Below are 23,048 nucleotides of genomic sequence, written 5' to 3' on the forward strand. Positions count from 1 at the left end.
GCGCTCCGCGCCGGTGAACAACGCGCGGCTCACCGCCGCACGGCGGCGGCCCGTGCTCCGCACGCACAGTGGCAATCCGGGTCAGCGGCCCGAGCACTCTGCGGCGGCCCGTCACTTGGTGTGGCACCGCGTCGGCGGGCAATTCGACGTGCGGGGTAACGCTGCCGCGCGCTGTCGTGCGGCGCTCAGGTGGACGGGGTGGCCAGCGCAGCGTCACGTCTCGCTGTGATCACCGTTGTCGACGTCGCGCTCACCAGGGTCACCGTCGGGGTCAGGCCCGCCGTCCTGATCGCCCGTTCCGCCGCGGGGGCCTGGGCCGGGGTCGTCTCGGTCAGGGCGTGGCCCGTCGGGGACAGCCAGGTGGCCGCCTCTCCCATCACGCGGCGCAGGAGCGTCAGGCCGTCGGGGCCGCCGTCCAGGGTGGGGTGGGGCTCGTGGTCGCGGGCCTCGGCGGGGAGCAGGGGGATCTCCGCGGTGGGGACATAGGGGACGTTGGCCGTCAGGATGTCGATCCGGCCGCGCAGCGTCCGGGGGAGGGCGGCGAAGAGGTCGCCCTCGTGGACCTGGGCGCCGGTGGCGGCGAGGTTGCGGCGGGCGCAGCGGACCGCGGCCGGGTCGCGGTCGGCCGCGTGCAGCTCGCGGGGGGTGAGCGCCGCGGCCAGGGCCGCGGCGATCGCGCCCGAGCCGCAGCACAGGTCCACGATCACCGGGCGCTCGGGGGCCAGCGCGATCGCGCGGTCCACGAGCGCCTCCGTGCGGCGCCTCGGCACGAACACCCCCGGCTCGACGGCGATCCGCAGGCCGTGGAACGCGGCCCAGCCGAGGACCTGTTCCAGGGGGTGGCCCGCCGCCCGCCGCTCGACCATGGTGGCGAGCCGCTCCGGCGTGCGGGCCTCCTCGATCAGCAGCCGCGCCTCCTCATCGGCGAAGACGCAGCCCGCGGCGCGCAGCCGCGCGGCGACCTCCCTCAGCCCAGCCAGCGCCGCAGCCCCAGCTTCCCCCACAGCAGGCTGACGCCGTAGGACAGCACGGCGGTCATGGCGAACATCGCGAGCAGCATCACGCCCGAGACGAGCGGGCCGCCGTCGGCGTCCACCCAGCGCTTGACCAGCTCCTCGACGAAGAACACGTGCACCATGTACGCGCCCATCGCCGCACCGGCGAGCTTCGTCAGACGTGGGCGCCACCGCTCGGGGACGCGCACGCGGCTGACCAGCATCAGCAGGCTGAAGGTGAGGATCGCGACAAACGGGTGCGCGTTGGGGATGACGTAGTGGACCTGGGTGTCCCAGTAGACGACCCCGATGCCGGAGACGACCATCAGCGGGACCATCAGCCAGCGTCCGCGCCGGGAGAGGCCGCCCGGCAGCGCGAACAGCATGGCGCCGATCACGGCGTAGACCACGGAGTAGGTGCCGAAGCCCCAGCCGACCGTCGGGGCGGACCAGTCGGTGAACTCGCTCACGGTGGCGAGGATGTGCGGCAGCGTCGCCACGACGAGCAGCGCGGCCCCCAGGCCCCAGGGGCGCTGGCCCGAGCGGATCAGGACGATGAACGCCAGGGCCATGATGATCGGGATGTACGCGTACAGGAACCACAGGTGGTACGCGGGCCGCACCGAGCCGAAGATCGCGTCCACGCCGAGCTCGGTCATCGGCTGGTCGTTGGTGTCGCGCAGCCAGGCCCAGGCGAGATAGGCGGCCGTCCAGACGTACAGCGGGAGCCCGTTGCGGATGATCCGCTGCCACATGCGGGCGCTGTCCCGTGGCGGGGCGCCCATCAGCACGGCCCAGCCCGCCATGGCGAAGAACATCGGGACCGCGAACTGGTTGAGCCCGTCGGCTATGTGGCCCGCCCAGTACGCGCTCGGACCGTTCTCCTCCTCGCGGTCGACGGCGAGGATGAACGCGCCCGCGACATGGCCGAGGATGACGGCGCACGAGCAGATGAGCCGCATCAGGTCGATGTCGAACCGGTGCTCGTTGACCGGGGCGGCGGCGGCGCGGGGCTCGGGGACCGGGGTGAGCGTGTCCTTGTCGGTGGGCGCGCCGGTCTCCGGGGTCGCTAGGGGTGCGCTGTTGGTGGGCATGGGATCCGATCGCTGGTCGGTACAGGCGTGGCAGCGCCGGCGCCGGACCTGGCTCCGGAGTCCGTTGCTCGGGCACTTCTAGCCGCCTGGGGCCAACAGGCCGCCGCGTCGAGGTATCCGCGGGGTGAACTCCTGGGAACCGGCCGGTGCGGGCCGAGGCCGGGTCGGTGTCCTTCGGGCCTTCCTCCGTCAGGACGCTTCCGACAGGATCTCATCCAAGCTGGTCTCCCTGGGCCCGGGGAAGTCAGGGGACGGCGTGAACGCGGCTTGGAACGCAGCCGTGACCGCACCGGCCATCTCGCGCAGGGTGCTGAAGATCCAGACGCCGCTGAGGCGCTCGGGCACGCCGACCCCGTGGGCGTCGATCCCCGCGGCGTCGCACAGCGCGAGCGCCCTGCGTATGTGGAACTCCTGGGAGACGAGCAGCGCGTCGGTGACGCCGAAGACGGAGCGGGCGCGCGCGCAGGAGTTCCATGTGTTGAAGCCCGCGTGGTCGGTGACGATGCGGTCGGCGGGGATGTCGCCGGTCTCCATCAGGTAACGCCGCATGGCGTCCGGCTCGTTGTAGTCGTCCGTGCTGTTGTCGCCGGTGACGAGGAGGGCCTGGGTGCGCCCCGAGTGGTACAGCTCAGCGGCGGTGTCGAGGCGGTGGGCGAGCCACTGGGAGGGCTCGCCGTCCGGGCGCAGGCCCGCGCCGAAGACGACGGTCACGGGCGCGGAGGGCGCGCTTCCCACCGTGTGCACGCGCCCGTCGGTGGTCACGTGGAGCCACGCGGACGGCAGCAGCGCGGCGACGCTGAGCAGCATGAACGCCTGGAGCGCCCGGCGCTTGCCGCGAACGGTGCGCGGCATGCGGGGCCTGGCGGCGGCCAGGACGCGCCGTACCCGCGAAGGAGACTCGGTGAGTTGCACACCGTGAACACGTGCGACGCCGATGCGGAGTTCCCCGAGGGGCGCGTGCCGTGATGGGATGATGGTATGTCTTTGCGCCGTTCACGCCCCCGTCCCGCGGCCCCGCCCCCGTGACCGGGTTCGAGCTGAGCGCCGCCGACCTGGTGGTGCTCGCGGTCGGCGCGGTGCTCGTGGGGTTCGCCAAGACGGCGATCGGGGGCGTCGCGGCCATCAGCGTCGCGCTTTTCGCCACCGCGCTCCCGGCGCGCGAGTCCAGCGGCGCGCTCCTGCCGATGCTGATCGTGGGCGACCTGCTGGCCGTGCGCGCCTACCGGCGGCACGCGGACTGGTCGGTGCTGTGGCGGCTGTTCCCCTCGGTGGCGGTCGGGATCCTGGTCGGGGTGGTGTTCGTCGCGCGGGTCGACGACACGGTGATGCGCCGCACGATCGGTGCCCTGCTGCTCGCCGTGGTCAGCGTCCACCTGTGGCAGCGCCGACGCCGCGGGCGGCGGGCCGAGCAGGGGCGAGCCGAGGAAGGGCGGACCGATGAGAAGCGGCCCGCGGAGCAACGGGTGGGCGGGGGCGGCCCGTTGCTGGCGTTCGGCTATGGCCTGCTGGCCGGGTTCACGACGATGGTGGCCAACGCGGGCGGCGCGGTCATGGCGCTCTACCTGCTGGCCGCGGGCTTCCCGATGCTGCGCTTCCTCGGCACCGGCGCGTGGTTCTTCCTGATCGTCAACGTCTTCAAGGTGCCCTTCAGCGTGGGCCTGGGGCTGATCACCGTTGACTCGCTCTCGCTCAACGCCCTGCTGCTCCCCGCCCTGGCCGTGGGCGCCTTCATCGGCCGGGCCAGCGTGCACCGCCTCAACCAGAAGCGTTTCGAACGCCTGGTGCTCGGCTTCACTGCCGCGTCCGCGCTCAACCTCCTGCGTTGAACGGCCCATTCACCGGCACGGTCAACGGCCCGTTCACCCCAGCGCCTCCTCCACGCGCGACCGCATCCCGGCCAGCGCGTCGGTCGCCAGGGCCTCATCGGCCGGGCCGCGGACGGAGACGCCGACGATCACCGAGCCGATGCGGTCCACCGCCCAGGTGTAGGGGTGCGGGCCTCCGTCCGCGTCGCTCGTGTACTGCCCGGTCTCGACCACGTGGTCGTCCGCGGAGTTCTGGCCGCGCACCCCGGCGGCGCTGCCGAACGACGACAGGCCCGTGACGTACTCGCCGCGCCCCAGCTGCTGGTCGGGGCAGCGCAGCGCCTCCTCGAGTGTGGTCGTCACCTCGCGGTCGGCGCTCTCCACGCTCGCGTGCACCGTGACCACGAGCGTCACCCGAACGGGTGGCTCACCGTCGGCGCCAGGCGCCTCGGCGTAGCGCGAGAGGCTGCTGAGCACGCCGTCGGGCAGCGGCTCGCGCTGCCAGGCGCACGCGTCGTCGAGCACGGCCCAGGTCCCCGGGTCGCTCTCGTACGGCGTCGCGGCCACGAAGCCGTCGCCGAGCGCCGCCGGGTCAGGCGCGATCACGGCGGCAAGGGCCCGCGCCCCGGCCGCGTCCCGCGGCAGCTTGGCGGGGTCGGCGGCGAAGTCGTAGCCGTCGGCGCTCGGTGAAGCGGTACCGTTCACCGCGCCGTCGTCGCCCGCGGCGGGCGGCGGGCCCTCGGACCCCGAACAACCGCCGAGCGTCAGGGACAACGCCACGGCAAGCCCCGCGGTGAGCCCTCTTCCCAGCACGGACATCCCCGGCACGGACACCCCCAGCACAGACACCGCCCGCGATCGGACGCGCGGGACGCGCGACATCGTACGGCCGCGGAGGGCGCGAGGAGGCACGTTCGCGCGATCGGTCGCACGATGGAGGGGTGCTGCTCGCCGAAATCGCCCGGACCTCGCGCGAGGTCGCGGCCACCGCGGCGCGGACCGAGAAGGTCGCCGCGCTGGCCCGCCTCTTCCGCGACGCCGAGCCCGAAGAGGCGCCCGTCGTGATCACCTACCTCGCCGGTCGGCTGCCGCAGCGCCGCCTCGGCGTCGGCTGGCGCGCGCTGGCCGAGCGGCCGCCGCCGCTGACCGCGCCCCGGCTGACCGTGCGGGACGCGGACGCGGCGTTGACCCGGGTCGCCGCCGTCTCGGGCGTGGGCGCGGACGCCGAACGCCGCAGGCTGATGGGCGCCCTGCTCGCCGAGGCGACCGAGGAGGAACAGGACTTCCTGGTGCGGCTCATCGGCGGCGAGCTGCGGCAGGGCGCGCTCGACGCTCCCCCGCAAGCGGGGGGACCCCCAGCCGTGGAAGGGCTGGCCGCCGCGGTCGGCGCCGCGCCCGACGACGTGCGGCGCGCGGTCATGCTGGGCGGCTCGCTCGGCGCGGTGGCCAGGGCGCTGCTGGCGCGGGGCGAGGCCGCGCTCGGCGAGTTCGCGCTGCGGGTGGGGCGGCCCGTGCTGCCGATGCTGGCGCGCGGCGCCAAGAACCTCGACGACGCGCTCGACAGGCTCGGCCCTTGCGTGATCGAGGAGAAGCTCGACGGCATCCGCGTCCAGGTCCACCGGGACGGCGACGACGTGCGGATCTGGACCAGGACGCTCGACGAGATCACCGAGCGCCTCCCCGAGGTGCGGGCCGCCGCGCGCGAACTGTCCGTCGGGCGCGCGGTGCTCGACGGTGAGGTCATCGCGCTCGACGAGAGCGGGCGGCCGCGCGCCTTCCAGGAGACGGCGGGGCGGGTCGGCTCGCTGCGCGGGACGCTGCCGCTCTCGCCCGTCTTCTTCGACCTGCTGACGGTCGAGGGCCGCGACCTGCTCGACCTGCCCATCGAGGAGCGCCACGCCGAGCTCGCCCGCGTCGCGCCCGAGGAGCGGCAGGTGCGGCGCCTCATGGCCAGGGAGCCGGACAGCGCGGAAACGCGCCGCGCCGCACGGGAGTTCGGCGAGGAGACCCTGGCGCGGGGTCAGGAGGGGCTGCTGCTCAAGGCGCTCGGCACCCCGTACAGCGCGGGGCGGCGCGGCGCGTCGTGGCTGAAGGTCAAGCCGGTGCACACCCTCGACCTGGTGGTGCTCGCCGCCGAGTGGGGGCACGGGCGGCGCACGGGCTCGCTCTCCAACCTGCACCTGGGGGCGCGCACGGCTGACGGCTCGTTCGCGATGCTCGGCAAGACGTTCAAGGGCATGACCGACGCCGTGCTCGCGTGGCAGACGGAACGCCTGCGCGAGTTGGCCGTGGACGACAGCGGCGGGGTGGTCACGGTGCGGCCCGAGCTGGTGGTGGAGGTTGCGTTCGACGGCGTGCAACGCTCGACGCGCTACCCCGCGGGCGTCACTCTACGGTTTGCGCGCCTCGTGCGCTACCGGCCGGACAAGACGCCTGACCAGGCCGATTCCCTGGACGCCGTGCGCGCCTTGCGGACGAATGAGTAGCGGAACCGTGTTTCCATCGTTATGGGGGGAGCCTCAACGTTCCGTCTCGTTGGCGCATCCTTATCCCTGAGGCCACTCACGTCCTCATAGGTCCACGTCCGCGAACGCACGGATCGATCGGGCCGATTCGATCTGCACCATCCAGGGGGAACACCGATGGGCTCCGCGTTTCTTCGTAAATCCGCGCTGACGGCCGTGGCGGGCACGGCCGTCGCCGCGCTGCTGCTGACGGGCTGTACGGCCGAGGGGACGGAGGCGTCCGAGCGGCCGTCCGACGAGTCCTCGCAGGAGGAGACCGACGGGGAGGGCGGGGAGGGCGGGGACGAGGAGGCGCGGGACGAGGTCCTGATGGACTTCGGCGACGAGACCGACCAGGTCAGGGAGTTGCAGGCGCGCCTCCTCCAGCTCGAGCACTTCGCCGCGCAGCCCACCGGGTACTACGGCGACGTCACGCTGGGCGCGGTCTCCGAGTACCAGCGCGCGGCGGGCATGGACGTCTCGGGGACGGTCTTCCGATCGACGTGGGACGCGCTGCTCGGCGAGACCGAGGACCCGACGCAGGAGGAGCTCTTCCCGCCGCAGCAGCTCATGGGCTACGGGGACAACTCCGACCAGGTGCGCGAGCTCCAGGCCAGGCTCGGGCAGCTCGACCACTTCACGGAGAACCCCACCGGGTACTACGGCGACGTCACGACCTCGGCCGTGGTCGCCTATCAGCAGGCGCGCGGCGTCGAGGCCACGGGGACGGTCTTCCAGGAGACATGGGACGCGCTGGTCGCCGAGACCGCGACGCCCACCGAGGAGGAGATGTTCCCGCCGCTCGAGATCCCCGAGGTGGAGCCCGCGCAGGAGCTCGACGAACGCTGCCTGACCGGGCGGGTGCTGTGCATCTCCAAGACGACCAACACCCTGGCGTGGGTGATCGACGGCGAGGTGGAGCTGACCGTCGACGTGCGCTTCGGCGCCGAGGAGACGCCCACGCGCGAGGGCGAGTTCGAGGTGTACTGGAAGTCGCGGAACCACCACTCGACGCTCTACGACTCCCCGATGCCGTACGCGATGTTCTTCGACGGCGGCCAAGCGGTGCACTACTCCGAGGACTTCGCGGCCAACGGCTACAACGGCGCGTCCCACGGCTGCGTCAACGTCCGCGACGAGGCCGCCATCGCGGGGCTGTTCGACGATGTCGTCGAGGGTGACAGGGTCGTCGTCTACTGGTGATGCGGCGCTCCGCCCCACGAGCGACAATGAGCCCCATGCGGTACATCGTGATCGGAGCGGGCGCGGTCGGCGGCGCCATCGGCGGGCGGCTGCACCAGAGCGGCAGGGATGTCGTCCTGGTGGCCCGAGGGGCGCACGCCGCCGCGTTGCGCGCGGGCGGGCTGCGGCTCACCACCCCCGAGGGGAGGGTGACGTTGCCCGTCCCGGTGGCCGAGAGCCCCGAGGAGGTCGCGCCGCGCGAGGGCGATGTGCTGATCCTCTCGGTGAAGACGCAGGACACCCAGGCCGCGCTCGCCACCTGGGCGGAGGCGGCGGGTGATCTGCCGCTGTTCACCGCGCAGAACGGCGTGGCCAACGAGCCGATGGCGCTGCGCCACTTCCGCCGCGTCCACGGGGTGTGCGTGTGGCTGCCCTCGCAGTTCCTCGAGGCGGGCGCGGTCGTGGCGCCCTGTGGCCCGCTGACGGGGATCCTGCACCTGGGCCGCTACCCCGAGGGTTCGGTCGAGGGCCCGGTCGAGGGCGACGAGACGCTGCGGCGCGTCTCGGAGGACCTTCAGGACTCCCACTTCGGGGCCCCCGTGGTGCCCGACGTGATGCGGTGGAAGTACGCCAAGCTGCTGTCCAACCTGGGCAACGCGCTGGAGGCGCTGTGCGGCCCCGTCGAGGGCGAGGCGCGCACGAGCCTCTTCCACCGGGCGCGCGACGAGGGCGTCGCGGCGCTGAACGCGGCGGGCATCCCGTTCACCTCGTCCGAGGAGCAGGCGGCGGCCCGCGAGGGCCGCATGACCTACCACGACATCCCGGGCGCCGAGCGCGGCAGCTCGACGTGGCAGAGCCTGCGCAGGGGCCGCAGCGTTGAAGCGGACTGGCTCAACGGCGAAGTGGTGCTGCTCGGCCGGAGGTTCGGCGTGCCCACGCCGGTGAACGAGGCCCTGCAACGCCACGCCACGGCGGCGGCCCACGCGGGCCGCCCACCCGGCTCCCTGGCCCCCGAGGAGCTGGGGGTCTAGTCGATCCCGGGGCCCTGATCGGTCTCCTGACCGGGGACGCGGCTGGTCAGGCGGGTGTAGCGCTGGCGGGCCGCCTGGGGGGTGCCCAGGCCGAGGCCGAACGCGATCTCGTGCCACGTCAGGCCGCGCCCCCGCGCCATCGTCAGCAGCCCGGCCTCCAGCTCGTCCCACTCGCCCCGCACGCGCGGCACCAGCGTGAGCGCCGCGGTGATGTCGGCGCGGTCCACCTCGGGCTCGCCATCGGCGCGTTCGGCCGCGCCGCTCATCAGGAACGCCACCAGCCTGACCGCCTCGTGCGGCGCCAGCACGGCCGGATGGGTCTGTCGCGCGCGCTGCGCGGCGTCGGCCGCGTGCCGCTCGGCGATCCGGAACAGCGCGGCATAGGCGCGCTGGGCGCGCGCCGCCTCGGGGTCGGGGCTGGCGAAGGGATCGGTACCGGCCGCATCGGCGCCGGGCGCTTCGATTGTCATGTCCCAAGCGTGACAAGGCACACGAGGCGTTGTCAACGGAGTTGATTCAACGAGATCGAGCAAACGATCCGTTCAATCGGCGGACATGGCCGTTCTCGCTCAAGGGCGCGCCGAGCGGCCCGCCGCGTCGCGCGCGTACGGGCGCTCGACCGGCGCCGCCCTTACGACGAGGTGACCCGTCCGACGGCGCGGGCCGCTCCCCGAAGTCCGCCGGGACAGGGCCTAGCGTGAGGCGCGTGAACGGTTTCTCCGGACAGCTCTACCGGCCTGGCGACGGCGGGTACGACGCCGAGCGCGCGGGCCACAACCTCGCCGTCGACCACCGGCCCGCGTATGTCGTGGGCGCGACGGGCGCGGGGGACGTGGCGACGGCGGTCGGGCGGGCCGTCGCCGAGGGACTCGGGGTCGGCGTGCTCGCGACCGGGCACGGCCCTTCGGTTGCGGCCGACGCGCGGACCGTGCTCGTCAACACCCGCCGCATGAACGGCGTGACCGTCGACCCGGTGGCGCGCGTGGCGCGCGTCGAGGCGGGCGCGCGCTGGCGCGACGTGCTCGCGGCGACCACGCCCCACGGCCTGGCCCCGCTCAACGGGTCGAGCCCCGCCGTGGGCGCCGTCGGCTACACGCTGGGCGGTGGCGCGGGCCTGCTGGGCCGCCGCCACGGCTATGCCGCCGACCATGTGCGGCGCTTCGAACTGGTCACCGCCACGGGCGAGTCGGTCTCGCTCGGACCGGCCGCCGCCGGGGACCTTTTCTGGGCGCTGTGCGGGGCGGGGCAGGGGAGGTTCGGGGTGGTGACGGCGATGGAGATCGACCTGTTCCCCGTGGCGCGCCTCTACGGCGGCGGGCTGTTCTTCGCGGCGGACGCGGTGGGTGACGTGGCGCGGGCCTATGCCGCCTGGACCGACGACGTGCCCGACGGGATGGCCTCCTCGCTCAAGCTGGCCCGCTCCCCCGATGTGCCGGGCGTGCCAGGGCCGTTGCGCGGGCGGTTCACCGCGCATGTGCGGATCGCCTGGTCGGGGCGCGCCGATGAGGGCGAGCGCCTGGTCGCGCCGCTGCGCGCCGTCGCGCCCCGGGTGCTCGACACGGTGGGGGACATGCCGTACGCCGAGGTGGGCACCATCCACGCCGAGCCGACCGAGCCCGTGTCCGCGCATGACCGCGGGACGCTGCTGGGCTCGTTGCCGCCCCGGGCCGTCGAGACGCTGCTCGCCCTGGCGGGACCGGCGGCGGGGGCGCCGTTCGTGTGCGAGCTCCGCCACTTCGGGGGCGCGTTCGCCAGGCCGCAGGGCCCGCGCAACGCGATCTGCCACCGGGAGGCCGCGTTCTCCCTCTTCACGGCGGTGGCCCCGGACCCGGACCCCTCACAGGACGCGCTGCACGAGGCGTTGCGGCCGTGGGCCCTCGGCTCGTTCACCAACTTCCTCGGCGCGGGCCAGGCCGCCACCGGCTCCTACGACGCGCGAACGGCCGGGCGCCTTGCGGCCCTTGAGCGCCACCACGACCCCGAGGGCGTCTTCCGCACCCGCCGCCCGTTGACCTGACGCCGTTCAACGGGCCGTTCAACGGGCCTCGCGGCGCCGGGACAGGATGTGGTCCACCGCGCCGTCGGCGAAGACGACCACCGTGTCGCTGCCATCGGCGGGGAAGTCCGTGTAGAGCCATGTGTCCCAGCGCGCGTCGGCCGCCGCGGCCGGGTCGTCCCCCGCGAACGTCCGCGAGGCCAGCCGGTCGAACGGCGGGCCGAGGACGGACTCGACCTGCTCCGGCGTCATTCCCGGGCCGATCTCCGGCACGAGCCACCTCCCTCATCGCCCCAGGCACGGACGCGACGGACGGTACGGCGGATTCCGGGGACCGGTCCCGGTGCTCAGCCCCGGTAGGCGTGCGGCGCGACCCCCGTGTGGCGGCGGAAGACGCGGCTGAAGTAGGCGCGGTCGTGGAATCCCACGGCGCGCGCGACCGTCTGCACGCTGTCGTCGCTGCGCTGGAGGCGCTCCTTGGCGCGCTCGATGCGCAGCCGGGTGAGGTACTCCCAGAGCGTCAGGCCGAGTTCGCGGTGGAACAGCCGCCCCAGGTGGTCCTCGCTCACCCCGGCCGCGCGCGCGATCTGCCAGCGGCTCAGCCGGTGCCGGTAGTGCTGCTCGATGTGCGCGAGCGCGTGGCGGACCGGCGCGGGGTCGGCGGCGCGCTGGGGGCGGCGTTCGGTCAACGAGGCGAGCAGCCTGGCCAGTTCGGGCTCGGTCAGGATGCCGCGGCCCAGCAGCACAAGCCCGGGGTGCGGCTCGGCGCGGCGCGCGTCGGCCGCCGTGAAGCCCTGGTCGGAGAGCATCAACGCCGGGGTGCCCGGCAGCCGTTCGACCAGGTCGAAGCCGTCCATGTCGGGCAGGACGCGGGCCACCACGAGCAGCCCAGGGCGCTCCTCGGCGATGAGCGCGAGCGCGGCGGTCCCGTCGCCCGCCGCGCGCACCTGGCGCCCCGGCAGGAGGCGGCGCAGCTGCTCGCGCGAGGCGCGCGAGCCGTCGGCGATGACGGCGGGGGCGGCCAGGTCGTCGGGGCGCAGCGCGGCGAGTACCCGGTCGAGGTCGTCGCCCGCGATCCGGTCGGGGCCGCCGAAGAGGAGGAACGGCGTGTGGCGCAGGGCCGGTTGGTCGTGTAGGTGGCGCACGGCCGCCCACGCGTCCGCGGTGGGGCGCGCGGCGTCCCAGGCCACGGCCGCGGGGCCGGTCGCCGCGAGGGCGGCCAGGTCGTCGTCGGGGTGGAGGCGGTGCACGCGCAGGTCGTGGCGGCGGGCGAGCGCGGCGATGTCGGGCGGCACGGCGGCGCCAGGCGCGGCGAGCAGCAGCGTGTCGCCTGTGGGGCGTGGCCCTCCCGGGTCGGCGGGGGTGGGCAGCGGCAGCGCGAGCTGGAACCCTGGCGGGCCTGGCGCGCGGTGGGGGGCGACCGTTCCGCCGTGCAGCGCGGCCAGGCGGCGGGCGACGGCTAGGCCGAGGCGCGCGCCGGGGCGGCCCGTGGCGAACGGCTGGAACAGCTCGTCGTCCTCGGCGAGGGCGAGTTCGGGGTTGGCGACGCGCACCGCGAGATGGTGCGGGGTGAGGTGCGCGGCCAGCGTCACCCCTGGCCCGGCGGCGGCGGTCAGCAGGTGGACGACCAGCTGCCGCAGCCGCGCCTCGTCGGCCAGCAGGGCGGGCAGGCGGCGCGGCAGGTCGAGGCGCCCGTCCCCCGGGGCGGTTCCGGTCGCGGCGCGAAATGTCTCGGCCAGCAGCGGACGTGGATCGATCATGCGGCGGTCGAGAGCGCGCGCGTCCGTTTCGGAACCCGACAGATCCAGAAGGTCGTCGATCATCCGCAGCAGCCTGGCCGCGTCGTCGCGCGCCGGGTCGCCGGGGCGCGTGTGGCGGAGGATCGCCTCGACGGGGGTGCGCAGCTCGTCGGACGCGTTGTCGAGCAGCCGCGTCTTGAACCGGCTCGCGCGCTCGGCCGCGTCGCGCGCGTGCCGCACCTCGGTGAAGAGCCTGACGCCCTTGAGCGCCGCGCTGATCTGGTCCCCGAGCGCCCGGTGGAGCGCCCCGTCCCGCGCGGCGGCGGGGCCAGGCTCGAACGCCGCGTGCCCCAGCTGCTCGTCGCCGATGTGCAGGGGTTCGAGCACGGTGGTGGTGCGCGATGAACGGGGGTGCTCGGGCAGGGGGTTCGCGCCCGCGCCCAGCGCGAGGCGGTGCGCGGTCACCCCGAGTCCCGGCAGGTGCCGTTCGAGCGCCCGGCTCAGCGCGGCCGTGTCGGTCACGGTGGTCAGCGCGGTGGCCAGCTCGCGCAGGCGCCGCGCCTGCTGCCCGCTCGTCCAGCGCTCGTACTCGAGCAGCCGGTGCGCCTTGTCCGCGACCATCAACCTCCCCTGCCCGACCAGCCGTTCGCGGCGCGCGTCGGTCGGCTCGGCGTCGCGGAGGCGCAGCAGCGCGCGGTCGAGGGCGGCGGCGTCATCGGGCGCGTGGACGCGTTCGCCGATGTGGCGTTCGAGGAGGTCGAGGAACGCGGCCCCCTGGCCGTTGAACGCCCGCGTCAACGCGGCGTCCACGGCGTCCACGGCTGGCTCGCCCGGCTCGTGGGGGACGGCGCCGCCCTGCGTCACGAGCGGCGAGTGGCAGCCGCACGAGCGGCGGATGACCAGCGTGCCGGGCACGACGCGGCGGGCGGGCGGGCGCGTGCCGCGCAGCCTGGCCACCACGGTGTCGACCGCGAGCGCGCCCAGCTCGGCGAACGGCAGCGCCACCGACGTCAGCGGCGGATCGCTGATGCGGGCCTCGGTCGAGTCGTTGAATCCGATCAGCGCGACGTCGTCGGGCACCCGGATCCCGCGCGCGGCCAGGAACCGCAGCGCGTCGGCGGCCAGCACGTCGCTGCACGCCACCACGCCGTCGAAGTCGCGCCCTGGGCGCAGCCCGCGCACGTCGAGCAGCACGCCCATCGCGGCGGCGCCCGCGCCCGCGGCGTAGTCGAACGACGCGGACACGAGCGACCGGTCGCGCGGGATGCGGTGCCTGGCCAGCGCGTCGGCGTAGGCGCGGAACCGGTCGCGGGCCACCGGGTTGGTCAACGGGCCGCGCAGGCACGCGAGTCGGCGGCGGCCATGGTGGTGCACGAGGTGGCCGACGGCCTCGCGCATGCCGATGTGGGAGTCGAGGAGCAGCGTCTCATGGCCCTCGATCGCGCGGTTGAGGCTGACGACATGGCCCAGGCGGGCGAGGCGTTCGAGCAGGCGCGTCGCGCCGGGGCCGCCGCGCGGCAGGCCCAGGGTCGAGGTCCAGCAGATCGCGCCGTCCACGCGCTCGGGGTCGAGCAGCTCGTAGAGGGCGTTGCGGGGGGCGGCGCCAGGGCCCGGCGGCACGGAGTCGCCCGGCAGGCAGACGAGGTCGACGTCCTGGCGCTCGGCGGCGTCGAGAACGCCTGACCACAGGGTGGCGCCCACGCCCAGGTGGATGTTGGCGGTCAGGAGCGCAACGGTGGGGCGGGCCTTGGCGGGGCGTGGGGCAGCCCCCAAGGGGACCACCTCGCTCATCGTCGTCGCAGGGCGCCTCGGGTGGCGTGGACGATAGCGGGGGCCGGGCGCCCCGGCAAGGGCGCCCGGCCCGTGGGGCGTCGGGCGTTACGAGGGTGTGCCGTGTGCCGTGCCGCGGGTGCCGCGGGGTGCTTCGGGGTGCTTCGGGGTCAGATGTTGCCGACGCCCGCGCCCGCGGTGACGATCGACTTGACGCTGGCTGCCGGGTCAGGGCTGTAGCCGTAGGGGATGGAGCCGACGGAGCCGCCCGCCTGGCCGGATCCCGAGTTCACGAAGTGGTTGTTCCTGGCGACGATGCTGCCATCGTCCGATGATCCCTCGCCGAGGTGGAACGGGTCGTCGGTGTTCTCGAAGTAGTTGGCCTCGACGAGCACGCCCGCGTCCTCGGTGGAGGCGACGCCGTAGCTGCCGATGTCGTTGTAGTAGTTGTTGTAGACGTGGACGGGGTCGCCGAAGCGGACCCGGGGGTTGCGCTGGTTGACCCCGTCGAACCAGTTGTGGTGGTAGGTGACGTTGAGGCGGCCCGAGTCCTCGCCCGCGTTGCTGTCGCTGTGGCCGAGGAGCATGTTCTTGTCCGAGTCGTAGGTGTGGTTCCACGACACGGTGATGTTCGTCGACGCGCGCTTGATGTCCAGGGCGCCGTCGTTGGGGTTGGTGAAGTCGTTGTGGTCGAGCCAGACGTTCGTCGAGTACTCGACGTTGATGCCGTCGTCGTCGGAGTTGCTGAACGTCAGGTTCTGCACGATCACGTTGTCGGCCTCGCGGATGTTGAGCCCGCTGCCGTTGATGCGCCCTGACGTGCCGACGCCGATGATCGTCTTGTCCGATGACACCCGTGCCATGTCGTCGAGCTGGATCGTGCCGTTGACCTGGATCTGGAGCGGCCCGTCGCTGTCGGCGGCGTCGATGAACGCGTCCGCGTCGGACACGGTGACCACGCCGCCGCCCGCGCCGCCGGTCGTTCCGGCTCCGAAGCCGGTGGGGGTGCCGACGGCCAGGGTGGCGGGGGCCTGGGCGTCGGAGGGCTCCGCGGCGTTCGCAGCGGTGACGCCGCCGAGGGCGACGACGGTGGCCAGCGCGAATCGTGCGCTCGTCCTGCGCATGGGATTCTCCGTCCGGAAGGGGTGGAGGTGCTGGAAGGTGCCGCGCGGCTGCTCCGATGCTAGGGCGGGCGCTGTGGACGATGACGGGCCGTGTGTGGACTATGGCGCGCGGTGCCCGTGTCAGTGGGCGGGTGCACACTGGGCAGCATGTGCCGCAGCATCAAGACACTCCGCGCTCCCGTCACGCCCGAGGTCTCCGACGAGGACATCAGGGCGGCGGCGTTGCAGTACGTCCGCAAGGTCTCGGGCTTCCGCGCCCCGGCCGCTCACAACAAGGAGACGTTCGACGAGGCGGTGGAAGCGGTGACGGCGGCGACGGCCCACCTGCTGTCCCACCTGAAGGTCAGAGGGACATCAGCGGCCGGGGGCACGTGAACGGGCCCGCGCAGGACGGGGTGTAGGCGCTCAGCGGGCGGACCTGGAACGCCGCGGTCCACGCCGGGTCGGGTGGCGTGATCGCGTACTCCGTGGCCGTCGTGAAGCCGAAGCGGCCGTACCAGTCGGGGTCGCCCAGGGCGGCGACCAGCGGCTCGGCGCGGGCGTCGGCGGCGCCGAGTGCCGTGTGCACCAGGGCCGTTCCCGCGCCCCTGCCGCGGTGGTCGGGGTGCACGCTCAGCGGGCCGAGGCCGAGCGCAGGGACGGTGGCCGCCACGAGGCCCCGCGTGCACACGACATGGCCGATCACGTCGCCCACCGCGTCCGTCGCGACGAGCGACAGGCCGGGGATCCAGCCGGGGTCGGCGCGCAGCGCGTCGAGCAGCGGCGCCTCGAACGGCTCGGGCGCGTTCTCCTCGGTGGCGAACGCGGCGGCGGTGACCGCGCGGACGGCGTCGACGTCGGCGGGGATCTCTCGTCGGATGAGCACCCGCCACAGTCTGGCCGCCCGACGCCCCGCTCCCGGGAGGCCCGTTCCCTCGGCCGTGCGTTCAGCCCTCGGCGCGGTAGGAGAACACGGGATCGGCCCACCCCGCCCAGGCGAGTTGTCGTGAGGGAGGGGGCCGCGTTGTCGGCGCTTCTGCTCTCGGCCCTGGCCGTCCTCGTCTCCTCGATCCCCACCGGTGGCAAGCTCGCCCTGACCTGGCCGCGCGTCGCGCGCGGCGGGGCGTGACGTGCGGCGGCGCTGGTGGCTTCCGGCGCGCTTCGGTGTCTGCCGGACCGGGGCGCCAGGGCATTCCGAGCCGTGGGTGGGCCCGGGCGGTCAGCCCATGCTCTTCGCGCCGTCCAGGGACTCGCGGATGATGTCGGCGTGGCCCGCGTGCTGGGCCGTCTCCGCGATGACGTGCAGCAGCACCCGGCGGGCCGACCACCGCGTGTCCGCCTCGAACCACGGCGCCTTCGGCAGCGGATGGGCCGCGCCCAGGTCGGGCAGGGACGCCACCAGCTCGTCGGTCGCGCGGGCCACCTCGGCATAGGCCGCGAGCACCTCGGCCAGCGTCTCGCCGGGCAGCATGCGGAACTCGTCGGCCCGCCGCGCCCAGTCCTCCTCGGTCTTGGCGTCGAAGTCCCCCATCGCGGACGGGCCTTCGACGATGAAGGCCGCCCAGCCCCGTTCGACCGATGTGACGTGCTTGATCAGGCCGCCCAGGCACAGCTCGCTCGCGGTGGTCCGCCGCCCGGCCTGCTCGTCGGTGAGGTCGCGGGTGGTGAAGCGCAGGAAGTGCCGGTGATTGGCCAGCGTCCCCAGCAGATCCGCGCGCTCGTCCGCGGCGGAGACGGCGGGGGCGACGGGGGCCGCGGGGGCGGTCAGGTCGTGGGTGGTGGTCATGTTCATCACCTTTCGTGGTGGTTTTCCCTCGAACGATGACCACGCTAGAAGCCCAAGCGGCCACTTTCTGACCTGAATAACGGCCAGAATCGACGGCATGGCGAACACCAGCACCAGGACGCTGCGACTGCTCTCCCTGCTCCAGACCCACCGGTACTGGCCGGGCGCCGAGCTGGCCGGGCGCCTCGGGGTCTCGGTGCGCACGCTGCGCCGGGACGTCGACCGGCTGCGCGAGCTCGGCTACCCGGTCGAGGCACAGCGCGGCGCCGACGGGGGCTACCAGCTGGCCGCGGGCGCCGTGCTGCCGCCGCTGGTGATCGACGACGAGGAGGCGGTCGCGCTTGCCGTGGGCCTCCAGGCCGCGGCGTCGGGCGCGGTGGAGGGGATCGCCGAGTCCTCGGTGCGGGTCCTCGCGAAGGTGGCACAGGTGATGCCCGCCCGGCTGCGGCGCCGGGTGGAGGCGCTGCGCGCGATGACCGTGCCCGCCGACTGGGGCGGCCCCGGCGGGGCGCCCGGCGCGCCGGGGACGGGCATCGACGCGGACGTGCTCACGGCGGTGGCGCTGGCGTGCCGGGACGGCGAGGGGCTGCGTTTCTCCTACACCGCAGCCGACGGGCGCCGCGGCGACCGGCATGTCGAGCCGCTGCGCCTCGTCTGCCTCGGCCGCCGCTGGTACCTGGTCGCGTACGACCTCGCCCGGCACGACTGGCGCATCTTCCGCGTCGACCGGATCGAGGCGCCGCACGGCACGGGGGCGGCGTTCAGGCCGCGCGAGCTGCCCGCGGACGACGCGGCGGCGTTCGTCCGCACGCGGCTGAGGGAGCAGCCGCGCCCGCACCGGATCGACGTCCTGGTCGACGCCGGGGCCGCGGCCGTGCGCGAGCGGATCGGCCGGTGGAGCACGGTGGAGGAGACGGGCCCTGGACGCTGCCGGGTGCGGATGACCGCCGACTCCCTCGAGTGGCCGATCATGGCCCTCGGCTCGCTGCGCGCCGACTTCCGCGTCCTCGGCCCGCCCGAGCTGCTCGGCGAGCTCCGCGCCTGGGGCGTGCGGTTCGGCCGCGCGGGGCGCGCGGCCGGAACCGAGACCGGGGACGGCACCGAGACCGGGGCCGGGCCCGTCAGCGAATGATCCCCGCGGCGCGGGCCGAGGCGAGCCAGTCGGGGAACTCCGCCATGAGCCGGTCGTAGAGGTCGCGGTCGGAGAGCGAACGTGGATCGGTCCCGGCCGGGACGAACCCGGCGTTGTCCACCACCCTGCGCGCGGGAACGGGCAGCTCGTCCAGCTTCCTCAGGAACGCGAACTGCTTGTGGTCCGGCTTCCCGAACCCCACGAACTGCCAGAAGATCGGCAGCCGCGACGCCTCGCACAGCAGCCGCTCCGCCGCCGAGCGGGACGTCGGGCCGCCGTCCGTCTGGAAGATGACGAACGCGGGGTCGGAGCCGCCCGACGCGGCGTGGTGGTCGATGACGGCGCGCATCGCGAGGTGGTAGTTGGTCCGGCCCATGTGCCCGTAGGAGGCGTGCAGGGCGGCGACCCGGCCGCGGTGGTCGGCCAGCGACACGTCGGCGACGCCGTGCACGTCGGTCGAGAAGAAGACGACGGGCACCACGCCGTCGTCGTCGAGGTTGGCCGACAGGGCGAGCGCCTGCTCGGCCAGGTGCTGCACCGTGCCGTCCTCGTAGTAGGGCCGCATCGACCCCGAGCGGTCCAACACCAGGTAGACGGCCGCCCGTTGGCCGCCGAGCCCCAGCTTCTCGAGCGAGACCCGCGCCGACTCGTACGCCACGGCCAGCGCGTCGCCCGCCGTGGCGCGCACCTTCTCAAGACTGATCGCCGGAGTGCCAGCGTTCATGAACCCACCCCATCTCACGGGAATCCGGCACGAGCCCCCGCGCGGATCCCCTGTGAATCTCATAGGAACCGAAGGCCCGGAACGCTACCAGCCCGCACGTCACGGAGTGGCGCGCATGCGGGCGATCGGGGGCGGATCGGCCTCGATGAGGTGGCCATCGGGCGCGGGCAGTCCGTACACGCGGTAGAGCCAGCCACGCACCCGTTCCATGGGGTACTGGTCGGTGTAGACGGCGGCCTTGAAGATCACGCCCTCCAGGACGCTGCGGAGCATGACCTCCTCGAGGGCGGGGTCCTCGGCGCCCCTGGCCGCGAACAGGTCGCGCAGCCCGTCCTCCAGCTTGGTCAGCTGGATCTCCTTGCGCGCCTCGGCGGCGGCGAAGAGGGGGTGGGTCGCGGGGTTGACGATGAGGCTCAACGCCATCCGCTGCACCGGAACCGTGGACACGGCGGCGCTCAGGATGCCGTCGATGATGGCGGCCAGCCGCTCGTCGGGCGTCCCGCTCACGTCGAGGATGCCCGCGACGCCCTCGAGGTAGCGGTCGAGGAGCTCGGTCACGAGGTCCTGCTTGCCGGGGAAGTAATAGGTGATCAGCCCTCGTGAGACGCCCGCCTTTGCGGTGATGTCCGAGATCGTCGCCTTGTGGTAGCCCTTGGCGGCGAAGACCTCGAGCGCGGCGGCGAGGATGCGTTCGCGCGACTGCTCGCGCATGCCTTCGTTCACCCGCGCCGATCGTGGCGACACCTGGCTCACCTCACTGCTCGCGGTCCGGCCGGTGCCGGGCTGACGTGCCCGGCACCGGCCATTGTCGCGCGGGAGCGAGGACTACGCGGGGCCGCCGACGTTCGGGCAGGTGCTGGCGTAGGCCTTCACGTAGTTCCAGCCGTGGGCCGCCGGGTTGACGTTGCCGTCACAGCTGTAGTCCTTCTGCACCTGGGCCTGGGCGGCACCGGCCGCGGAGAGCGCGAGCACGGTGGCGGTGGCGAGGACGCCGAGGACGCGGCGGATGGCCTTCATGGATGGGCCTTTCGTCGGAAGACGGGATGACGGGTGCGCGCGACGTTGACTGTACATACGTCCAGTGAATGCGCCAACTCGGTTCCCCGGGACGGCGCTTCCGCGCTCCGCCCGGACGCCGTCCACGCTCCGTCCGGGCGCCGACGGATGCCTCAGTGCGCCCCAGCGGCGCCGCGTGCGCGGGCTCCGGCCAGGAAATGCCAAGGTTTGAGTGCTGACAGGAGAGAGCCGTTGGAAAGTGAACGTTTCCCCTGCGTCGCGTTGGCCGACGCGCTGGTGCGGGTACCCCGGCACCGTTTCGTGCCCGCGCGGGCGTGGGCGCTGCCGAGGGGCGGCGCGGGGCACTGGATCGACCGGGGGGCAGCGCCGGGGGCGTGGTGGGACGCGGTGTACTCGGAGACGGTCATCTACACGCAGCTGGACGACGGGCGGACCGCGTTGACCGCGGAGAGCGCGGCGCGGACCTACGCCCCGACCAGCTCGGCGTCCAACCCCCTGCTCGTCCTCACCTTCCTGCGGCTGCTCGGGCCAGGCCCCGGGGACCGGGTGCTGGAGATCGGCACGGGCACCGGGTGGACGGCCGGGCTGCTGTGCGACCTGACGGGCGATCTGACCGGGGACCTGACCGGGGACCTGACCGGGGACGGGGAACGCGTGACCACCGTCGAGATCGACCCGGCCCTCGCCGTCGCGGCCGAGGCCAACCTCCACGCGGCCGGGCGCGCGCCGCGCGTCGTGGTGGGCGAGGGCGAGAAGGGCTGCCCCGAGGCGGCCCCGTTCGACCGGGTGCACGTCACGTGCGGCGTCGCCGACGTGCCCTACGCGTGGGTCGCGCAGACGCGCCCCGGGGGCGTGATCGTGCTGCCGCACGCCCCCACAATGCGCCTGTTGCGGCTGACGGTCGGCGAGGACGGGACGGCGACGGGCCGCTTCCACGACGCGTGCTCGTTCACGCCGCTGCGCTCGCAGCGGCGCCGGGCCGGGGGGATCGTTCACACGCCGCCGCGCGAGCGGGAGCTGAACGGCGGGCGCGCGGCGCTCATCGACCCACCGGCCGGGCTGCGCCTGCTGTGCGACGCGCTGATCGGCGACAGCCCCTGGCCGACCGAGCCGGGGTGCGCGTTGCTCAGCGACGGGGTCTCGAAGGCGGTCGTGGCCGGGGGGCGGGTCACCCAGAGCGGGCCGCGCGACCTGTGGGACGAGGCCGAGGCGATCCACGACGCGTGGCGGGCCGAGGGCGGCCCGGGGCTCGACCGCCTCGGCTTCACCGTCACGGCGGACCGCCAGTACGTCTGGCTCGACGACCCGTCGGCACCGGCCGCGCGGGTGTTCACAGGGAGGGGCAAGGGCTTATGAGTGAGTGCTCGGAGTGCGACGGGACCGGGTGGACGTGGGTCTACAACGACGGACGCCGCGAACGGGTCCGCTGCCCGCGCGGCTGTCGGTGAGCCGCGCGGCCGGGTGAGCCGCGCGGCTTCAGGTGACCGCGCGGCGCGCCCTCACAGCGCCGCCAGCTCCTCCGTCAGGTCGTCGAGGCCGAGGGAGCCGAGGGACAGGGCCGACATGTGCCACGCCTTGAGGTCGAACGCCGTCCCGCGCGCCGCCCTCGCGGCCTCGCGGCCCGCGACCCAGGCGCGTTCGCCCAGCTTGTAGCTGATCGCCTGCCCCGGCGCGCCCAGGTAGCGCACCAGCTCGGAGGTGACATAGGCGGGCTCGCGCCCCGTGTGCAGGCGGAAGAACTCCGCGGCGAGCGCCGGGGTCCAGACCTCGCCCGGGTGGAACGCCTCGCCCGCGGGGACGCGCAGGCCCAGGTGCACGCCGATGTCGATGATCACGCGGATCGCGCGCGTCATCTGGGCGACCAGATAGCCCAACCGCCGTCCCGGGTCGGTGAGATGGCCCAGCTCGTCCATGAGCCGCTCCGCGTAGAGCGCCCAGCCCTCCGTGGTGGCGCTGACCGAGCCGACGCCGGTCTGGTAGCGCGACAGGTCGTCCGCGGCCACGAGCCACTGCGCCAGCTGGAAGTGGTGCCCGGGAACGCCCTCGTGGTACCACGTCGAGACCAGGCTCCACACGGGGAAGCGCGTCGCGCCCATCGTCGGCAGCCAGGTGCGCCCCGGGCGCGAGAAGTCCAGCGAGGGGCGCGTGTAGTAGGGGGCGGCGGCGCTGCCCGGCGGGGCGATCATGGCCTCGACGGTGCGGACCGGCTCGGCCACGTCCAGGTGCGTGCCGTCGAGCTCCGCGATGGCCTCGTCCATCAACGCCTGGAGCCACGCCCTGATCTCCTCGACGCCCTCGACCGCCTCGCCGTGCCGGTCGAGGTGGGCCATGGCGGCCTGTGGCGTCCCGCCCGGCAGGATCAGCGCGGCGGCCTCGCGCATCTCGCGCGCCACGCGGTGGAACTCCTCCCAGCCGTAGGCGTACGCGTCATCCAGGTCGAGGTCGGCGCCGGTCCAGTAGCGCGAGGTCAGCCGGTAACGCTCGCGGCCCACGCCGTCCGGGGTGCCAGCGGCGGCGGGGAGGTAGGTCTCGCGCAGGTGGACGCGCACGCGGTCGAGCGCGGCGGTGGCCAGGCCCGCGGCCGCGTCGAGCTCCGCGCGGAGCGACTCGGGGGCTGGCGCGGTCAGCTCGCGGCACCAGTCGGCGTCGATCAGGGCGTCGAGCTGCTCGGCCGCGGTCTCCACCTGGCGCGCGGCGGCGAGCAGGCCCTTGGCCGCGCCCGTGTCCAGGGCTTCGAGGTAGCCGTCGAGCGCGGCGGGGACGTTCCGCAGGCGGCGGCCGAGGGTGGCCCAGTCGTCGTCGGTGGCCTTGGGCATGAGGATCAGGCCGTCGCGGAGCCGCTGGATCGGGGTGAAGAAGTTGGACACCTCGCGGAGGTGCTCGCCCGCCTCGTCGAGCGCGAGCTGCGCGGTCAGCCGCTCGCGCAACAGGCGCGCGGCACGGCGCTCGACGGCGGGGAGCGCGCCGTTCGCGCGGGCCTCGACGGCGTCGAGGCGCGCCAGGGTGGCGCGGCGGGCGTCGGTGAGGGCGGCGTGCCCCGCGGGGGAGAAGTCGGGCAGGTCGGCGACGCCCGGCCTGATCCCCAGCCGCGTGCCGAGCAGGGGATCGAGGTCGGCGAGAGTCTCCACGAAGGCGTCCGCGATGGACCGCGGGGTGGTTTGATCCATTGT

The 23,048-nt window shown here is 74.1% G+C and carries 22 protein-coding genes; 8 read left to right on the plus strand and 14 right to left on the minus strand.

The genetic code is table 11. The annotated features are described in order from the left end of the window. Nucleotides 1–185: 185 nt before the first annotated feature. The 3 genes from D7318_RS04040 to D7318_RS04050 all read right to left on the minus strand — a co-directional run bounded on the left by D7318_RS04040 (nucleotide 186) and on the right by D7318_RS04050 (nucleotide 2,941). The gene (locus D7318_RS04040) at nucleotides 186–1,004 is read right to left on the minus strand and encodes a putative protein N(5)-glutamine methyltransferase (RefSeq protein WP_230423332.1); all 819 of its coding nucleotides are present in this window, start codon (nucleotides 1,002–1,004) and stop codon (nucleotides 186–188) included. Continuing rightward, entirely contained in the window at nucleotides 968–2,089 is a 1,122-nt protein-coding gene (locus D7318_RS04045) for an acyltransferase (protein WP_120695437.1), read from the minus strand. The genes D7318_RS04040 and D7318_RS04045 overlap by 37 nt, the downstream gene beginning before the upstream one ends. Nucleotides 2,090–2,278: 189 nt before the next feature. Next, nucleotides 2,279–2,941: a SanA/YdcF family protein gene (locus tag D7318_RS04050; protein ID WP_120695438.1), complete on the minus strand. Its 663-nt coding sequence runs from the start codon at nucleotides 2,939–2,941 to the stop codon at nucleotides 2,279–2,281. Between the two features lie 170 nt (nucleotides 2,942–3,111). Here D7318_RS04050 and D7318_RS04055 point away from each other — a divergent pair, with 170 nt between their 5' ends. Continuing rightward, complete coding sequence (locus tag D7318_RS04055; protein ID WP_230423333.1) at nucleotides 3,112–3,915, plus strand: sulfite exporter TauE/SafE family protein; 804 nt, start codon at nucleotides 3,112–3,114, stop codon at nucleotides 3,913–3,915. A 33-nt stretch (nucleotides 3,916–3,948) separates the two neighbouring features. On the opposite strand, the gene D7318_RS04060 is transcribed toward D7318_RS04055, so the two are convergent. Beyond that, nucleotides 3,949–4,743 carry a hypothetical protein gene (locus D7318_RS04060; RefSeq protein WP_147437614.1) on the minus strand — a complete coding sequence of 265 codons (795 nt, stop codon included), beginning with the start codon at nucleotides 4,741–4,743 and terminating at the stop codon, nucleotides 3,949–3,951. Between the two features lie 92 nt (nucleotides 4,744–4,835). On the opposite strand from D7318_RS04060, the gene D7318_RS04065 reads away from it, so the two are divergent. The 3 genes from D7318_RS04065 to D7318_RS04075 all read left to right on the plus strand — a co-directional run bounded on the left by D7318_RS04065 (nucleotide 4,836) and on the right by D7318_RS04075 (nucleotide 8,611). Further along, entirely contained in the window at nucleotides 4,836–6,380 is a 1,545-nt protein-coding gene (locus D7318_RS04065; RefSeq protein WP_120695440.1) for an ATP-dependent DNA ligase, read from the plus strand. Nucleotides 6,381–6,536: 156 nt separating this feature from the next. After that, entirely contained in the window at nucleotides 6,537–7,601 is a 1,065-nt protein-coding gene (locus D7318_RS04070; RefSeq protein ID WP_120695441.1) for a L,D-transpeptidase family protein, read from the plus strand. A 35-nt stretch (nucleotides 7,602–7,636) separates the two neighbouring features. Further along, complete coding sequence (locus D7318_RS04075) at nucleotides 7,637–8,611, plus strand: ketopantoate reductase family protein (protein ID WP_120695442.1); 975 nt, start codon at nucleotides 7,637–7,639, stop codon at nucleotides 8,609–8,611. Here D7318_RS04075 and D7318_RS04080 read toward each other — a convergent pair. After that, on the minus strand, nucleotides 8,608–9,081 hold the full coding sequence (locus D7318_RS04080; RefSeq protein ID WP_120695443.1) for a DNA-binding protein: 474 nt from the start codon (nucleotides 9,079–9,081) through the stop codon (nucleotides 8,608–8,610). The two genes, D7318_RS04075 and D7318_RS04080, sit on opposite strands and share 4 nt — an antisense overlap. A 236-nt stretch (nucleotides 9,082–9,317) precedes the next feature. Here D7318_RS04080 and D7318_RS04085 point away from each other — a divergent pair, with 236 nt between their 5' ends. Continuing rightward, nucleotides 9,318–10,628 carry an FAD-binding oxidoreductase gene (locus D7318_RS04085; protein ID WP_220729495.1) on the plus strand — a complete coding sequence of 437 codons (1,311 nt, stop codon included), beginning with the start codon at nucleotides 9,318–9,320 and terminating at the stop codon, nucleotides 10,626–10,628. 18 nt (nucleotides 10,629–10,646) lie between these two features. On the opposite strand, the gene D7318_RS04090 is transcribed toward D7318_RS04085, so the two are convergent. From D7318_RS04090 to D7318_RS04100, 3 genes are all read right to left on the minus strand, one after another. Beyond that, a complete protein-coding gene (locus D7318_RS04090) occupies nucleotides 10,647–10,880 on the minus strand; it encodes an outer membrane protein assembly factor BamE (RefSeq protein WP_147437615.1) in 234 nt (77 codons plus the stop codon). Nucleotides 10,881–10,954: 74 nt separating this feature from the next. Continuing rightward, on the minus strand, nucleotides 10,955–14,119 hold the full coding sequence (locus D7318_RS04095) for a substrate-binding domain-containing protein (protein ID WP_183091296.1): 3,165 nt from the start codon (nucleotides 14,117–14,119) through the stop codon (nucleotides 10,955–10,957). A gap of 167 nt (nucleotides 14,120–14,286) precedes the next feature. Beyond that, a complete protein-coding gene (locus D7318_RS04100; protein WP_120695447.1) occupies nucleotides 14,287–15,240 on the minus strand; it encodes a pectate lyase family protein in 954 nt (317 codons plus the stop codon). Between the two features lie 147 nt (nucleotides 15,241–15,387). Between D7318_RS04100 and D7318_RS04105 the strand changes: the two genes are divergently transcribed. After that, nucleotides 15,388–15,615, plus strand: a complete 228-nt coding sequence (locus tag D7318_RS04105; protein WP_120695706.1) for a DUF2277 domain-containing protein — start codon at nucleotides 15,388–15,390, stop codon at nucleotides 15,613–15,615. Here D7318_RS04105 and D7318_RS04110 read toward each other — a convergent pair. Continuing rightward, nucleotides 15,584–16,105 (minus strand): GNAT family N-acetyltransferase, encoded by a 522-nt coding sequence (locus tag D7318_RS04110; RefSeq protein ID WP_120695448.1) that lies wholly within the window; start codon nucleotides 16,103–16,105, stop codon nucleotides 15,584–15,586. The genes D7318_RS04105 and D7318_RS04110 overlap by 32 nt on opposite strands. 333 nt (nucleotides 16,106–16,438) lie before the next feature. After that, entirely contained in the window at nucleotides 16,439–17,005 is a 567-nt protein-coding gene (locus D7318_RS04115) for a DinB family protein (protein ID WP_120695707.1), read from the minus strand. Nucleotides 17,006–17,102: 97 nt separating this feature from the next. Here D7318_RS04115 and D7318_RS04120 point away from each other — a divergent pair, with 97 nt between their 5' ends. Beyond that, nucleotides 17,103–18,137 carry a helix-turn-helix transcriptional regulator gene (locus D7318_RS04120; RefSeq protein WP_120695449.1) on the plus strand — a complete coding sequence of 345 codons (1,035 nt, stop codon included), beginning with the start codon at nucleotides 17,103–17,105 and terminating at the stop codon, nucleotides 18,135–18,137. Here the strand turns inward: D7318_RS04120 and D7318_RS04125 are convergent. The 3 genes from D7318_RS04125 to D7318_RS04135 all read right to left on the minus strand — a co-directional run bounded on the left by D7318_RS04125 (nucleotide 18,127) and on the right by D7318_RS04135 (nucleotide 19,878). After that, nucleotides 18,127–18,861 (minus strand): vWA domain-containing protein, encoded by a 735-nt coding sequence (locus D7318_RS04125; RefSeq protein WP_120695450.1) that lies wholly within the window; start codon nucleotides 18,859–18,861, stop codon nucleotides 18,127–18,129. The genes D7318_RS04120 and D7318_RS04125 overlap by 11 nt on opposite strands. 99 nt (nucleotides 18,862–18,960) lie before the next feature. After that, complete coding sequence (locus D7318_RS04130) at nucleotides 18,961–19,584, minus strand: TetR/AcrR family transcriptional regulator (RefSeq protein WP_230423334.1); 624 nt, start codon at nucleotides 19,582–19,584, stop codon at nucleotides 18,961–18,963. A 102-nt stretch (nucleotides 19,585–19,686) separates the two neighbouring features. Beyond that, nucleotides 19,687–19,878 carry a hypothetical protein gene (locus D7318_RS04135; protein WP_120695452.1) on the minus strand — a complete coding sequence of 64 codons (192 nt, stop codon included), beginning with the start codon at nucleotides 19,876–19,878 and terminating at the stop codon, nucleotides 19,687–19,689. 231 nt (nucleotides 19,879–20,109) lie between these two features. Between D7318_RS04135 and D7318_RS04140 the strand changes: the two genes are divergently transcribed. Further along, nucleotides 20,110–21,234, plus strand: coding sequence for a methyltransferase domain-containing protein (locus D7318_RS04140; RefSeq protein WP_183091295.1), 1,125 nt, complete (start codon nucleotides 20,110–20,112; stop codon nucleotides 21,232–21,234). A 143-nt stretch (nucleotides 21,235–21,377) separates the two neighbouring features. On the opposite strand, the gene D7318_RS04145 is transcribed toward D7318_RS04140, so the two are convergent. After that, the gene (locus tag D7318_RS04145; RefSeq protein ID WP_120695454.1) at nucleotides 21,378–23,045 is read right to left on the minus strand and encodes a DUF885 domain-containing protein; all 1,668 of its coding nucleotides are present in this window, start codon (nucleotides 23,043–23,045) and stop codon (nucleotides 21,378–21,380) included. Nucleotides 23,046–23,048 lie beyond the last annotated feature (3 nt).

Origin of the sequence: Streptomyces radicis (genome assembly GCF_003626575.1) — a bacterium.
Taxonomy (GTDB): domain Bacteria; phylum Actinomycetota; class Actinomycetes; order Streptomycetales; family Streptomycetaceae; genus Streptomyces; species Streptomyces radicis.

Coding starts and splice junctions, on each gene's coding strand:
- D7318_RS04045 (WP_120695437.1), bottom strand. CDS start 2,089: ATGCCCACCAACAGCGCACCCCTAGCGACCCCGGAGACCGGCGCGCCC.
- D7318_RS04050 (WP_120695438.1), bottom strand. CDS start 2,941: ATGCCGCGCACCGTTCGCGGCAAGCGCCGGGCGCTCCAGGCGTTCATG.
- D7318_RS04070 (WP_120695441.1), top strand. CDS start 6,537: ATGGGCTCCGCGTTTCTTCGTAAATCCGCGCTGACGGCCGTGGCGGGC.
- D7318_RS04075 (WP_120695442.1), top strand. CDS start 7,637: ATGCGGTACATCGTGATCGGAGCGGGCGCGGTCGGCGGCGCCATCGGC.
- D7318_RS04080 (WP_120695443.1), bottom strand. CDS start 9,081: ATGACAATCGAAGCGCCCGGCGCCGATGCGGCCGGTACCGATCCCTTC.
- D7318_RS04100 (WP_120695447.1), bottom strand. CDS start 15,240: ATGCGCAGGACGAGCGCACGATTCGCGCTGGCCACCGTCGTCGCCCTC.
- D7318_RS04105 (WP_120695706.1), top strand. CDS start 15,388: ATGTGCCGCAGCATCAAGACACTCCGCGCTCCCGTCACGCCCGAGGTC.
- D7318_RS04115 (WP_120695707.1), bottom strand. CDS start 17,005: ATGACCACCACCCACGACCTGACCGCCCCCGCGGCCCCCGTCGCCCCC.
- D7318_RS04120 (WP_120695449.1), top strand. CDS start 17,103: ATGGCGAACACCAGCACCAGGACGCTGCGACTGCTCTCCCTGCTCCAG.
- D7318_RS04125 (WP_120695450.1), bottom strand. CDS start 18,861: ATGAACGCTGGCACTCCGGCGATCAGTCTTGAGAAGGTGCGCGCCACG.
- D7318_RS04135 (WP_120695452.1), bottom strand. CDS start 19,878: ATGAAGGCCATCCGCCGCGTCCTCGGCGTCCTCGCCACCGCCACCGTG.
- D7318_RS04145 (WP_120695454.1), bottom strand. CDS start 23,045: ATGGATCAAACCACCCCGCGGTCCATCGCGGACGCCTTCGTGGAGACT.